Consider the following 12926-nt stretch of genomic DNA (forward strand, 5'->3'; position numbering starts at 1 on the left):
TCCACGAATTCGCAGACCGCCGGTAGATGTGGATACTGGAACGAATGCACGGGCATCAACTCCTGACGCGGCTCTCGCGTATGTCACTCGAGCACGGACACATCACCGCAGCGCTGCTCGTGGGTTCCGTCATCGTCGGCGTCGGCACGTTGCTTCTGCTTCGGTGGTTGCCGCGTCGGGCCGCGTTGGTTGCGCTAGGTCTGTCAGTGCTCGGATCAGCCACCGGTGCGACATTCGTGTGGCTCAGCTTTCGGCCGCTGCCCGCGCAGCTACCGGCGTCGAATTTTGTCTGGATAGCGCTGGCGATGTTCGGAGTCATCGGCGCCGCACTCGTTCTCCTTCGGCGCCCAGGGCTTGCGCGTGGCCTTTCGGTGACGGCATTCGCCGGGCTGGCCGCGATCGTCGCAGTAGGTCAGGTCAACGCGCAGACCGGCACCTATCCCACACTCGGCTCACTGGTCGGGCACTGGCCGGTGGGCTCGGTCGAGAACGTTGCCTTCGATTCGCTCCCCGGGGCCGAACCTTGGGTACAACGGGGACTGCCCACCGAAACTCATTGGCAGGTTCCGGTGCGGATGCCGAGCAACGGTGTCGTGACGGAAGCGGCGATTCCAGGAAACATTTCGGGATTCGACGCGAGGCCTGCGACGCTGTATCTCCCGCCGGCCTATCTTGCCGATCCGCGTGCCGAGTTGCCCGTACTGGTGTTGGTGGCGGGTGAGCCCGGCAGCCCCAGCGACTGGCTGGACAGTGGCCGGCTCGCGACCACCGTCGACGCCTATGCGTCGAGGCATTCCGGGCTTGCTCCCGTCGTGGTGGTGCCCGACGCGTTGGGGGACTACGACGCCAACCCCGGCTGCATGGATTCTGCGCTCGGCAACGTCGCGACGTATCTGGACCAGGACGTCCCGAACTGGATCGAATCGAACCTTCAAGTGAACCCGGACGCTGCGCAATGGGCCATCGGCGGGTTTTCGTACGGCGGAACCTGCGCGATCGAAATGGCCGTGAACTTCCCGGATCGCTACCCGTCATTCCTGGACTTCTCCGGCCAGGACGAACCGTCGACCGGTGATCACGAGGACACCGTGGCGGCCATGTTCAACGGTGACGAGGACGCGTTCGACGCGGTCAATGCCCGAGACCTGATGGCGCAGAATCGGTATCCGCAGTTGTCGGGTGTGTTCGTCGCGGGTGAGGACGATGACATCTACCGTCCGCAGCAGGAGGTCATGTTCGAGGCTGCGCGTGCCGCCGACATGAACGTGGACTACTACACCCTTCCCGGTGGGCACTCGGGTGATGTATGGGGCACTGCGCTGGAACTCGAAATGGACTGGCTGGGCCGGACACTCGCACTCACTCCGTGAAAGTGTCCGGCCCACTAAACAGCACCGGCCGAAATCGGATCAAGCGTCGAGATCAGCGGCCACCAGTTCGGCGACCTTGGCGAGTGCGTCGGCGTCGTCGGATTCGATGGTGACTTCGGTGTCCTTGGCGGCGCCGAGCGTCATGATCATCAGTGCCGAGCCGGCATCCACCGGTTCGCCGTCGGCGACTGCGAGGGTGACCGTGGCACCGGAGGCTCCGACTGCTTCGGCGATGAGGGCGGCGGGACGGGCGTGAAGGCCGACTGCGGAACCGACGGCAACTGTCTTGCTGGGCATGGGATCTCCTCGTTGTAGAACTGTCGTTGCGGACGTTGTGGGGTGTTCGGGCAGATCTGGTGACTTCGGTGGTGACTGCAGTGTTGCCTGCTGTCGATCATGCCGCAGCGGGCACGATTTCGGGGTCGAGTTCGGCATCGGAGGGACCCTTGCGGAAGAACTCCTTGGCTCCGACGACGGCGAGCGCAGCTACCACGGTTCCCGCCGCCAGTGAGACGAGGAACCAGCCGATGCCTCCGACTGCGAAGAAGACGAAGATCCCGCCGTGTGGGGCGCTGAGAGTGACGTCGAAAGCCATGATCAGTGCGCCGGTGACCGCGCCGCCCGCCATCATCGAGGGGATGACTCGAAGCGGGTCGGCAGCGGCGAACGGAATTGCACCCTCGGAGATGAATGCCGAACCCAGCAACCAGGCAGCTTTACCGTTCTCACGTTCGGCTTCGCTGAAGAGCTTCGGACGCAACACCGTCGAGGCAAGTGCCATGGCCAGTGGCGGAACCATACCGGCAGCCATGACTGCCGCCATGATGCGCAAGGTGGCCGGGTCGTTGACGTTGAGTCCGGCTACAGCGAAGGCGTAAGCCGCCTTGTTGACCGGTCCGCCGAGGTCGAAGCACATCATCAGGCCGAGAATGATGCCGAGGAAGATGGCCGAGCTGCCGGACAGTCCGTTGAGCCAGTCGGTGAGACCGGAGGTGATCGCGGCGAGCGGACGACCAAGGACGATGAACATCAGTGCTCCGACGACCAGCGTCGCGAACAGCGGGATGATCACCACCGGCATCAGACCTCGCAGCCACTGCGGGACGGCGATCCGGCCGATGTAGAGCGCGACGACACCGGCGATGAGCCCGCCGACCAGGCCGCCGATGAATCCGGCACCGACGAACACGGCGACCGCACCGGCCGTGAAGCCGGGAGCGATGCCAGGCCGGTCGGCGATGGCGAAGGCGATGTAGCCGGCCAACGCGGGCACCAGGAAGCTGAACGCCAACGAACCGATCTGGAACAGCACTGCGCCGAGATAGGTGGCAAGACCACCTTCGGGAAGGTTGGTGATCGAGTTGTCGAGAACGATGTCCTTGGCCGGACCGGAGATCTCGTATCCGCCGAGCAGGAAGCCGAGGGCGATCAGCAGACCGCCGGCCGCGACGAACGGGATCATGTAGCTGACGCCGGTCAGGAGGACCTGACGGAGGTGGGTGCCGAACCCTACGGAACCGGCATCGGAATCCGCGGCCGCAGCGGCAGTGCCGTCCACGGTGGCGGCGGCGGGATTCTCGGAAGCGCGCAACGCTTCTGAGAGCATCTTGTCCGGTTCGTTGATCGCCCGCTTCACACCGGAAGCGACGACGGGTTTACCGGCGAATCGTTCGCGGCCCTTCACTCCGACATCGGTGGCGAAGATGACCGCGGCGGCTCCGGCGATGACCGACGGGTCCAGCGGGGTGCTTCCGCTCGAGCCCTGAGTTTCGACGTGAACCTTGACGCCGGCGCGTTCACCCGCAGCGACGAGTGAGTCCGCCGCCATGTAGGTGTGAGCGATTCCGGTCGGGCAGGCGGTGACCGCGACGATGTGACGCTCCGCGGGCGCTGGTGCCGGGGTCTCGTCGGTGGCGTGTTTCCCGGTGGAAACAGGTGCCGGGGGTGTCACTGCCGCGGCCGTCCCTGCAGAATCCTTGGCTGCGGGATCCTTCGGTGCAGGATTGAGGACCTCGTCGACCAAGCGCACGATCTCGTCCGGCGTCGACGCTTCACGAAGTGACGTGACGAACGCGGGCCTGACGAGTGCTCGGGCCAAGGAGGAGAGCAGCTTCATGTGCTCGGCTCCGGCGCCCTCGGGTGCCGCGATCAGGAACACGAGATCGGCGGGGCCGTCGGGTGCACCGAAGTCGACCTTCGGATCGAGTCGAGCAAACCCCAGGGATGCGGACGAGACGGCCTCGGCGCGGCAGTGGGGAATTGCGATTCCGCCGGGCAACCCGGTCGCGGACTGCGCTTCGCGAGCGAGTGCGGCATCGACCAGCCCCGCGGCGTCGCTCGCCCGACCCGCTGCAGTCAATCGCGCTGCGAGAGAACGAATGACATCTTCCTTGGTCGTACCCAGGTCGGTGTCGAGTGAGATCAGTTCGGGACTGATGATCTCCGGGCCGGAACTGCCGGCTGCGGTGGTATCGGACATGTCAGGTTCCTTAGGGCGTCAGGCGAGTTCGGTGGGGACGGGGATGGGAGAGGCGGCATCTGCTGCAGATACCGAAACCGCTGCCAGATCGATCTGTTCGGGCGTGGGAAGGGTTGTGCCGGGAAGGGAGGCAGCGGCGCTTCCGTAGGCGACCGCGTGACGTAGCCGCTCGGATTCCGAGCCGCCTCCCGCTTCGGCGAGGATGTAGCCGGCCAGCGACGAATCGCCTGCGCCGACGGTACTGACTGCGACAATCGGGGGAGCGGTGGCGATCCACGCGCCGTCGGCCGTGACGAGGACAGCACCTGCTGCGCCGAGCGTGGCGAGCACACTGCCGACGCCGCGATCGACCAATCGCTGTGCCGCCGTGATTGCAGGCCCGCGATCACCGTTCTCGGCGGCACGTTCGAGGACGTGGCCGTCGACGCCGGTCAGTTGCGCGAGTTCCTCGCCGTTGGGTTTGAGCAGATCAGGTGCCGAGTCGGGGAAGCCTTCGGCGAGTGCCGTCAGCGGGGCGTCCGAGGTGTCGACCGCTACCTTGCACGGGTGATCGCGCAGCGCCGCGACAAGTTCGCCGTACCACCCGAGAGGAACGCCGGGGGGCAGTGAGCCGGACAGCGCGAACCACAGGGCGGTATCGGCGCGGGCGATCAGTTCCTGCGCCAAGGCGTCGAGCGTCGAACCCGACAGCGTCGCGCCGGGCTCGTTGATCTTCGTCGTGGTTCCGTCCGGTTCCGCGATGGTGATGTTGGTGCGAGCCAGACCCGTCGTGGCGACGCCGATGTGGGGAATTCCACCGGCGGCGAGCGCCGAGAGTAGGGGGTCGCCGCCGTTCCCCGGTAGGACCGCGAGGACGTCGAGGTCGGCTGCGGCGAGAACACGCGCGACGTTGACCCCCTTGCCGCCGGGGTCGCTGCGAGTGGAGTGGGCGCGTAGCACGGAGCCTCGTTCGAGCCGTTGCTCGAGCTGCACGGTCCGATCGATACTCGGGTTGGCTGTCAGTGTGACGATCATGCGATCACCACCTCGATTCCGTGGTCGTGGAACTCGGATGTGTCTGTGGGACTGATCTCTTCGTCGGTGATGAGGACGTCGATGCTGTCGAGGGGGGCGAAGCTGATCAAGTGCTCGCGGCCGACTTTCGTGGAATCCGCCACCACGACAACGTGATTGGCAGCTTTGACCATCGCTCGTTTGACTGCGGCCTCCTCGCTGTCCGGTGTGGAGAGTCCGTGCCCGACGCTGATCGCGTTGGTTCCGACGAAAGCGACGTCGACCCGCAACGTGCTCAACAGGCGTAGGGCGTCCTCGCCGACCGCGGCTTGCGTCACCCCGCGTACTCGTCCTCCGAGCAGGATCAGGGAAATCGAGTTCATCGATGCCAGTCGTGCGCCGATCGGGACGGAATTGGTGACTGCTGTGAAGTCGTTCTCGGTCGGTAGTTCGGGGATCATGCGGCCTGTGGTGGTGCCCGCGTCGAAGATCACGCTGCCGCCGGTAGGAGGGAGATAGGTGACCGCGCAGCGGGCGATCCGGTCCTTCTGTTGCGCCCGGGTCTGATCGCGTTCCGCCATGCCCGGTTCGGTCACGTGGAGGGATCCGGTCGGAACGGCGCCGCCGTGTACACGCCTGATCTGTCCGATCCGCTCGAGGAATGCCAGATCGCGACGCACGGTCTCGGTGGTCACACCGAAGGTCTCCGACAGAGCCGCCACGGACATGCGTCCGCGCTGCGACACCATGGTGCCGATCGCTTGTTGGCGTTCTTCCGCGTACACGTGCTCTCCGATTCCGAAATGTGATCCGACGGTGCGTTGTGGGTCACAGTGAATGTTGCTTTATGTTGTTTTACGCCCGAGTGTGTTGACATGTCAAGACTTGGGAGTAATCTTCGTCACAACGAAGGTGTGGGCTCAACGCGCTCGAGGTGCTCCGGTGTGACACCGGGCCCATCGCTCAAGGAGGACAGATGACCGAACAGCTCAATCGCATCACCGTGCACGGCACTCCCGTCGTGCCCGGAATTGCCTACGGCCCGGCTATCTGGCCGTCCAGCCGACCAGAACTCGTCACCGATGCGCCGGCCCTCGACGAGGCCGATCGAGAGGCCGCCGCCGACACCTTCGTCGCAGCGGCGAAGGTTGTCGAGAACCGCCTCCTCGGACGGGCGGCCGAAGCTACAGGCGCGGCTGCCGAGGTCTTGCAGGCCAACGCGGCGATGGCAGCCGATCGTGGCTGGATCGGGGCGGCCAAAAAATCGATCGCCGGCGGAGTGCCCCCGGTGCAGGCTGCGATCGCGGCGACGGAGCAGTTCGTTGTGCTGTTCACCAAAGTCGGCGGTGTGATGGCCGAGCGCGTCACGGACCTCGAGGACATCCGCGACCGCGTGATCGCCGAACTCTCCGGATTACCCGAACCAGGAGTTCCGATGCCCGAGACACCATCGGTGCTGTGCGCGGACGATCTTGCTCCTGCAGACACCGCGGGCCTCGATGCAACCAAGATCATCGGGCTCGTGACCATCTACGGCGGCCCGACCAGCCACACGGCAATCATCGCGCGGCAGTTGGGCATCCCGTGCATCGTTGCCGCGAAGGAATTGGAGTCCATTTCGGCAGGAACGCCGATTCTGATCGACGGAACCACCGGCGACGTGATCGCGGAGCCGGATCCCGAGCAGGCGCGCGAACTGGTCGAACAATCTCGGATCGATCGCGAACGCGTCAGCACATGGACCGGACCGGGCCAGACGGCGGACGGACGGCCGGTCGACGTTCTCGCCAACGTTCAAGACGGCGCGGGCGCTCGCGCCGCGGCGTCGACTGCTGCGGGGGGCATCGGGCTCTTCCGGACCGAGCTCTGCTTCCTCGGCCGTGAGACCGAACCGACCGTAGACGAGCAGGCGGCGATCTACGCCGAGGTTCTCGAGGCCTTCGCAGGAAAGAAGGTCATTGTTCGCACGTTGGACGCGGGTTCGGACAAGCCGCTCAAATTCGCCAACCATCAAGAGGAAGCGAATCCGGCGCTCGGCGTTCGTGGGGTCCGAATCGCCTGGCAGGACATGGGAATTCTCGACCGCCAGCTCGACGCGATCGCCGCAGCGGCGGCGTCGACCAACTCGTCGCCGTGGGTCATGGCACCGATGATCGCCACCCCGGCCGAGGCGAAACGTTTTGCCGATGCCGTGCGGGCACGCGATCTTGTTCCCGGTGTGATGGTGGAGATCCCGGCGGCAGCGCTGTTGGCCGACCAGATTCTCGAACACGTCGAATTCCTCTCGATCGGTACCAATGACCTTGCTCAGTACACGATGGCCGCTGATCGGATGTCCTCCGAACTCGCCGACCTGACCGATCCGTGGCAGCCCGCGGTGCTCGCCCTTGTCGCACGTACGGCCCAGGCCGGTCAGGCGGCAGGTAAGCGCGTCGGGGTCTGCGGTGAGGCGGCCGCCGATCCGCTGTTGGCCTGCGTACTTGCCGGTCTCGGCGTTTCCTCGCTGTCGTGCGCTGCGGCGTCGGTTGCCGGCGTGGGAGCGAAGGTCGGGTCCGTCACCATGGCGCAATGTGAGGCGGCTGCGGCGGCGGTACTGGCAACCGGTGATCCGGTGGCAGCGCGTAAAGCGGCGGCTGACGCACTCAGCTGACGTGGTTTCGTCGGTCTAGGTCGGCGACCGAGCGCCTGACCTCTAGTATTTCGACCTGTGATCGAACGAGAAACTATGACCGGGGCCGGCGGAATCGGCTGGACTGTCCACGGAGACGGCAAGCGGATCGCCGACGGCGCGGTCGTGGCGCCGGACGAACGACTGAGTTGGCCGCGCACCATCGGGATCGGGATGCAACACGTCATCGCGATGTTCGGAGCGACACTGCTCGTACCGACCATCACCGGCTTCCCCGTCACGACGACGCTGTTGTTCTCGGGTATCGGCACCGCGCTGTTCCTGCTCATCACCCGCGGCCGGATCCCCAGCTACCTCGGGTCGTCCTTCGCGTTCATCGCCCCGCTGACAGCGTCGGCAGGATCGGGCCCGGCGGCTCAGCTCGGTGCCGTCATGGCCGTCGGCATCGTGTTGATGCTGATCGGCGTCGCCGTACGTCTGATCGGCGGACGGGTCATCGACGCCGTGATGCCGCCGGTGGTGACGGGCGCCGTCGTGGCGCTGATCGGCCTCAATCTCGCTCCGACTGCGGCCGGCTCCTTCGAATCACAGCCGCTGATCGCCACGGTGACGCTCGTCGCGATCCTGCTCGTCACCGTCGTGGGGCCCGGCCTGCTGGGCCGTTTGGGCATTCTGGTCGGAGTGGTGATCGGCTGGGTCTTCGCCGCTGTCATCGGTGGTCTCGACAGTGAACGGGTGTCGGCCCTGCGTGAGGCAGACTGGTTCGGGTTGCCGAGTCTGCACGGTCCGTCCTTCGACTGGTCGGTGATCGTGCTCGCCCTGCCCGTGGTGATCGTTCTGGTTGCCGAAAACGTCGGGCACGTCAAGGCGGTCTCCGCCATGACGGGGAAGTCGCTCGACGATCTGGCCGGCAACGCACTGTTTGCAGACGGCCTCGCCACTACCTTGGCGGGTGCCGGTGGCGGATCCGGAACCACTACGTACGCCGAGAACATCGGCGTCATGGCAGCGACGCGCGTGTACTCGACCGCCGCGTACTGGGTCGCCGCCGCCACGGCGGTGATCCTCGCGTTCTCGCCCAAGTTCGGTGCGCTGGTGTTCACGGTTCCGAACGGCGTCATCGGCGGCGCGACGATGGTTCTCTACGGCCTCATCGGCATTCTCGGTGTGCGCATCTGGATGGAAGCGAAGGTCGACTTCACCGATCCGGTCAACCTCACGGTCGCCGCGGCGGCGTTGGTCGCCGGCATCGGGAACTTGACGCTGACCATCGGTTCGGTCGAGTTGGGCGGCATCGCCTGGGGATCGATCGGCATCCTCGTCGCGTACCCGATCATGCGATATCTCGCCAAATTCCGTACTTCGAGTAACAGATAACCGCTACAGTCACGAATCGTGATCGTTCGGGTCATCGACGGGTATCGCAACAGGTTCTACCGTCGGAGGCAGTGACGTGGGCCCGCGCACTTCGGCGTGCCCAGTCTCAGCGAATTACACCCCAGTGGGTACGTCCCCAGCGGGTACATCACTGAAGTGCCGTATATCGAATTGCAAGGAGTCGGCGTGGAGCGCACCCTGTTCGAACCGGAACATGAACTCTTCCGGGAGTCGTACCAGAAGTTCTTGGCACAGCACGTGGCTCCGAACCACGAGAAGTGGGAAGAGCAGAACATCGTCGATCGTGACGTCTGGGTCGAGGCCGGAAAGCAGGGCTTCCTGGGAACCGCGGTGCCCGAGGAGTTCGGCGGCGGCGGTGTGAAGGATTTCCGCTACAACGCGATCATCACCGAGGAAACCACCAAGGGCGGGTTCAGCGGTATCGGCTTCACGTTGCACAACGACGTCGTGGCGCCGTACCTGCTGGAGCTGACCAATGAAGAGCAGAAGCAGCGTTGGTTGCCCGGATTCGCTTCGGGAGAGCTGATTTCGGCAATCGCGATGACCGAACCGGGTACCGGTAGCGACCTGCAGGGCATCAAGACCAAAGCAGTTCGCGACGGGGATCACTGGGTCCTCAACGGCTCGAAGACCTTCATCACCAACGGAATCAACGCCGACATCATCATCGTTGTCGCGTGTACCGACCCGGACAAGGGAGCGCAGGGCTTCAGCCTCCTCGTCGTCGAGCGGGACATGCCGGGCTTCGAGCGTGGACGCAACCTCGACAAGATCGGCATGAAGGCTCAGGACACCGCCGAACTCAGCTTCACCGACGTCCGCGTTCCCGCAGCCAACCTGCTTGGCGAAGAGGGAATGGGCTTCTTCTACTTGATGAAGAACCTTCCTCAGGAACGACTCTCGATCGCCGTTGTTGCCGCTGCCGCAATGGAATCGGTTCTCGAGAGCACGATCCAGTACTGCCGTGACCGCAAGGCATTCGGTAAGTCGATCGGTAGCTTCCAGAACACCCGATTCGTCCTCGCCGAGTTGGCTACGGAGACCACCGCAGTGCGGATCCTGGTGGACAAGTTCATCGAACAGCTCAATGCCGAGAAGCTGACCGTGCAGGAAGCTGCGATGGCGAAGTGGTGGACCACCGAAGCTCAGGTCAAGCTCATCGACCGCTGCCTCCAGCTGCACGGAGGCTACGGCTACATGAAGGAATACCCGGTTGCCAAGGCGTACATGGACTCTCGTGTGCAGACCATCTACGGTGGCACAACCGAGATCATGAAGGAGATCATCGGACGTTCGCTGAATCTCTGATTCGGGTGATGCACCGCTGATCGTCACGTAAAGAACCTGGGCCCCGGCTGATGCCGGGGCCCAGAGTCTTGCGGTCGTAGGGTGCGAGCGAGCTCAGATCTTCCGCATGACGGTGACAACCTTGCCCAGGATGACAGCGTTGTTGCCGGGAATCGGCTCGAAGAGGTCGTTGTGCGGCATCAGCCACACCTCCTTCTTCGTGCGCTTGAACGTCTTCACAGTGGCTTCGCCGTCGATCATTGCGGCCACGATGTCACCGTTCTCCGCGACGTTCTGCTGACGGACGACAACCCAGTCGCCATCGCAGATCGCTGCATCGATCATCGACTCGCCGACGACCTTGAGCATGAAGAGCGAACCCTGGCCGACGAGTTCGCGGGGGAGTGGGAACACATCCTCCACCGCTTCCTCGGCGAGGATCGGTCCGCCGGCAGCGATGCGGCCCAGGATGGGGACGAACGCCGGCTCCGGTAGCGGGTCGGCGCTGTTGTACTCGCCCGAATGCTTCGACACGGATGCGATGGCGGTATCGGCCGCAACTTCGTCGAGGCCTCGAACATCGACCGCGCGAGGGCGATTGGGATCGCGGCGAAGGAAGCCCTTTCGCTCCAACGTTCGCAGTTGATGTGCGACGGACGAGGTGGAAGTGAGCCCCACCGCATCCCCGATCTCGCGAATGCTGGGCGGATACCCGCGCTCCGTCACCGAATCGCGGATCACTTCGAGAACGCGCCGCTGACGCTCGGTGAGCGTCTCGCTCGACGGAGACGGAACTGCAGAAGCTCCTGCCTCCGCGGCTGTGCTGGAGCGATCGTCCTTCATGGCCTGTTGCCTCCGTGTCTGAAGAAGTCGTGCCTGAAAAAGTGCCTGGTGCACATCACGCAGAAACCTGTCGGTGCCTCCTGCCAACATTCGAGCTGTCGACAAACACGGAGGCTTTCGCAAATTCCCGCTGTGTGGTCTGACACGAATCTAGCCGGATTTGCTCGCGGTTTCAAACATCTGTTCGATTCGTGTCGCTCCAAGTAGAGACATTGTCGGCCAGGCGTGGTAGAAATTCGAACATGCGTTCCATCGAACGCATGATCGAACACATCGATCGGTGTCGACCAGCGGAGGTCACGATGGGTAACGCAGCACTGCAAAGCAACAGGATTTTCGACGACGCGATTGGTGTCGACGCGATTGGTGTCGATGCGATTGGTTTCGACGGCACGTCGGCACTGAAGTACCACCCCTCGTTCTATGGGCCCGATGGTGGGTCCGATGCTGACGTTGTGTCATTCGAACGGCGCGGTACGGCCGAAATGCGGGGCGTGGCCAGGTATGTCGACAACGAACCGCAGGCGGCCGTCGTTCGCCGTGTTCCGGCGGTGGGCGCGGTTTCAGGTTCGCGGTCATTGCGTGAGTCTCCTCGCCGGTGGGACAGCGAGCACGATTCGTCGCGCCCGTACGGAGGAAGTTTTGCGCACCGAAACCGAGTCGGTGTCTCACGGGTCGAACATGAAGTGGCTGCCGAGGACGTCAGTTGGAAGACAGTGTTCCTGGGCGCCGTATTCACTGCACTGGCAGTGTTGGCGTTGGTGGGGATCGGCGCTTTGTCGAGTGGTGATGTAGCTGCGACACACGGCGCGACCGAAGTGGTTCGTGTTGCCGCGGGTGAATCCCTCAGTGATATTGCTGCCAAGGTTGCGCCTGGCCAGGCTGTCGGTTCGGTGATCGAGCAGATCATGGATCTCAATGCGATGTCGAGTTCCGGGCTGTCCGTTGGGCAAACTCTGATCGTGCCGGTCTCGGGCCGCTGACCGTACCCCCTCCCAGGCGGGGGCGTACCGAGCGTGAGAGCAGTCGGTTCACAGCGAGTAAGCTGTCCACTTGACAGTCCCACCACCTCGGGTGGTCGCGTTGAGTACGTGGATCTGCTCTGTAAATCGTCGGAGGATTTGCAGTCGGTAGCGAATCTGAGTTGCGGCCATTTCGGCGACAACGAAGGAACCCCGATGCATTGCCCGTTCTGCCGGCACCCTGATTCCCGAGTGGTCGATTCACGCGAGGCCGACGAGGGCCAGGCGATCAGGCGGCGCCGTTCGTGCCCCGAGTGTGGACGTCGATTCACCACGGTCGAGACGGCAGTTCTCTCGGTCGTGAAGCGCAGCGGCGTGACGGAGCCGTTCAGCCGGGAAAAGGTTGTCAAAGGTGTGCGTCGCGCATGCCAGGGCCGCCAAGTGGACAACGACTCGCTGAATTTGCTGGCCCAGCAGGTCGAAGATGCCGTACGTGCATCGGGTTCTGCCGAGATTCCCAGCAACGAGGTAGGGCTCGCGATTCTCGATCCGCTTCGAAATCTCGACGAGGTTGCGTATCTGCGATTCGCTTCGGTGTACAAGTCCTTCAGTTCCGCCGCGGATTTCGAACGTGAGATCACCGACATGCGCGAACATGCCGAGACCCGCGACGCCGACAAGGCTCCCGGCGCCGAGCCCGTTTCCGTCGACTGAGGCCTTCGACTCAGGTAACGCTCAGAGCACGGAGCGGGCACTAGGTAACGCTGAGAACACAAAGCGAACAATCGAACAAATCGGGCAAGTTATTCGCTTAGTGTCTACCAGGTACGTTCGTCCGCATCTCGGATCTTCACGGAGGCGTTATGAACTTAGTTGCAGTTCTCGGAGTCGTGAACAGCCTGGTAACCCTCGGGTTCGCCAACACTGTTGCCACCTTTGGCGGTTTCCTCACCAACGTCAACATT

Annotated in this window: 11 protein-coding genes; 6 read left to right on the plus strand and 5 right to left on the minus strand. The window is 63.9% G+C overall.

What is annotated here, in order from left to right:
* Nucleotides 1-44 precede the first annotated feature (44 nt).
* Complete coding sequence (locus V3587_RS07900; protein WP_283376331.1) at nt 45-1370, plus strand: alpha/beta hydrolase; 1326 nt, start codon at nt 45-47, stop codon at nt 1368-1370.
* Between the two features lie 39 nt (nt 1371-1409).
* Here the strand turns inward: V3587_RS07900 and V3587_RS07905 are convergent, their stop codons facing one another.
* The 4 genes from V3587_RS07905 to V3587_RS07920 form a co-directional block, all read right to left on the minus strand.
* Nucleotides 1410-1667 (minus strand): HPr family phosphocarrier protein, encoded by a 258-nt coding sequence (locus V3587_RS07905; protein WP_003942144.1) that lies wholly within the window; start codon nt 1665-1667, stop codon nt 1410-1412.
* 97 nt (nt 1668-1764) lie between these two features.
* Nucleotides 1765-3849 carry a PTS fructose transporter subunit IIABC gene (locus V3587_RS07910; RefSeq protein WP_283376332.1) on the minus strand — a complete coding sequence of 695 codons (2085 nt, stop codon included), beginning with the start codon at nt 3847-3849 and terminating at the stop codon, nt 1765-1767.
* An 18-nt stretch (nt 3850-3867) separates the two neighbouring features.
* The gene (locus V3587_RS07915; RefSeq protein WP_124569748.1) at nt 3868-4863 is read right to left on the minus strand and encodes a 1-phosphofructokinase family hexose kinase; all 996 of its coding nucleotides are present in this window, start codon (nt 4861-4863) and stop codon (nt 3868-3870) included.
* Nucleotides 4860-5627: a DeoR/GlpR family DNA-binding transcription regulator gene (locus V3587_RS07920; RefSeq protein WP_095970559.1), complete on the minus strand. Its 768-nt coding sequence runs from the start codon at nt 5625-5627 to the stop codon at nt 4860-4862. The genes V3587_RS07915 and V3587_RS07920 overlap by 4 nt, the downstream gene beginning before the upstream one ends.
* A gap of 191 nt (nt 5628-5818) precedes the next feature.
* Here V3587_RS07920 and V3587_RS07925 point away from each other — a divergent pair, with 191 nt between their 5' ends.
* From V3587_RS07925 to V3587_RS07935, 3 genes are all read left to right on the plus strand, one after another.
* Complete coding sequence (locus V3587_RS07925) at nt 5819-7492, plus strand: putative PEP-binding protein (protein ID WP_095970558.1); 1674 nt, start codon at nt 5819-5821, stop codon at nt 7490-7492.
* A gap of 75 nt (nt 7493-7567) precedes the next feature.
* Nucleotides 7568-8848, plus strand: a complete 1281-nt coding sequence (locus V3587_RS07930; RefSeq protein ID WP_166809794.1) for a uracil-xanthine permease family protein — start codon at nt 7568-7570, stop codon at nt 8846-8848.
* 186 nt (nt 8849-9034) lie between these two features.
* Nucleotides 9035-10177: an acyl-CoA dehydrogenase family protein gene (locus tag V3587_RS07935; protein ID WP_007735194.1), complete on the plus strand. Its 1143-nt coding sequence runs from the start codon at nt 9035-9037 to the stop codon at nt 10175-10177.
* 93 nt (nt 10178-10270) lie between these two features.
* Here V3587_RS07935 and lexA read toward each other — a convergent pair whose 3' ends face one another.
* Nucleotides 10271-10999: a transcriptional repressor LexA gene (gene lexA, locus V3587_RS07940; RefSeq protein ID WP_007735195.1), complete on the minus strand. Its 729-nt coding sequence runs from the start codon at nt 10997-10999 to the stop codon at nt 10271-10273.
* 242 nt (nt 11000-11241) lie between these two features.
* On the opposite strand from lexA, the gene V3587_RS07945 reads away from it, so the two are divergent.
* Both V3587_RS07945 and nrdR read left to right on the plus strand, forming a co-directional pair.
* Nucleotides 11242-11982, plus strand: coding sequence for a LysM peptidoglycan-binding domain-containing protein (locus V3587_RS07945; RefSeq protein WP_283376333.1), 741 nt, complete (start codon nt 11242-11244; stop codon nt 11980-11982).
* Nucleotides 11983-12177: 195 nt separating this feature from the next.
* Nucleotides 12178-12675 carry a transcriptional regulator NrdR gene (nrdR, locus tag V3587_RS07950; RefSeq protein ID WP_095970738.1) on the plus strand — a complete coding sequence of 166 codons (498 nt, stop codon included), beginning with the start codon at nt 12178-12180 and terminating at the stop codon, nt 12673-12675.
* The last annotated feature ends 251 nt before the right edge of the window (nt 12676-12926 follow it).

The sequence above is a fragment of the Rhodococcus sp. IEGM 1306 genome (assembly GCF_036541985.1).
GTDB lineage: Bacteria > Actinomycetota > Actinomycetes > Mycobacteriales > Mycobacteriaceae > Rhodococcus_F > Rhodococcus_F qingshengii.

Bases quoted from the DNA above. Each gene is read 5' to 3' on its own strand.
- V3587_RS07900 (WP_283376331.1), top strand. From the start codon at position 45: ATGCACGGGCATCAACTCCTGACGCGGCTCTCGCGTATGTCACTCGAG.
- V3587_RS07905 (WP_003942144.1), bottom strand. From the start codon at position 1,667: ATGCCCAGCAAGACAGTTGCCGTCGGTTCCGCAGTCGGCCTTCACGCC.
- V3587_RS07910 (WP_283376332.1), bottom strand. From the start codon at position 3,849: ATGTCCGATACCACCGCAGCCGGCAGTTCCGGCCCGGAGATCATCAGT.
- V3587_RS07915 (WP_124569748.1), bottom strand. From the start codon at position 4,863: ATGATCGTCACACTGACAGCCAACCCGAGTATCGATCGGACCGTGCAG.
- V3587_RS07925 (WP_095970558.1), top strand. From the start codon at position 5,819: ATGACCGAACAGCTCAATCGCATCACCGTGCACGGCACTCCCGTCGTG.
- V3587_RS07930 (WP_166809794.1), top strand. From the start codon at position 7,568: ATGACCGGGGCCGGCGGAATCGGCTGGACTGTCCACGGAGACGGCAAG.
- lexA (WP_007735195.1), bottom strand. From the start codon at position 10,999: ATGAAGGACGATCGCTCCAGCACAGCCGCGGAGGCAGGAGCTTCTGCA.
- V3587_RS07945 (WP_283376333.1), top strand. From the start codon at position 11,242: ATGCGTTCCATCGAACGCATGATCGAACACATCGATCGGTGTCGACCA.
- nrdR (WP_095970738.1), top strand. From the start codon at position 12,178: ATGCATTGCCCGTTCTGCCGGCACCCTGATTCCCGAGTGGTCGATTCA.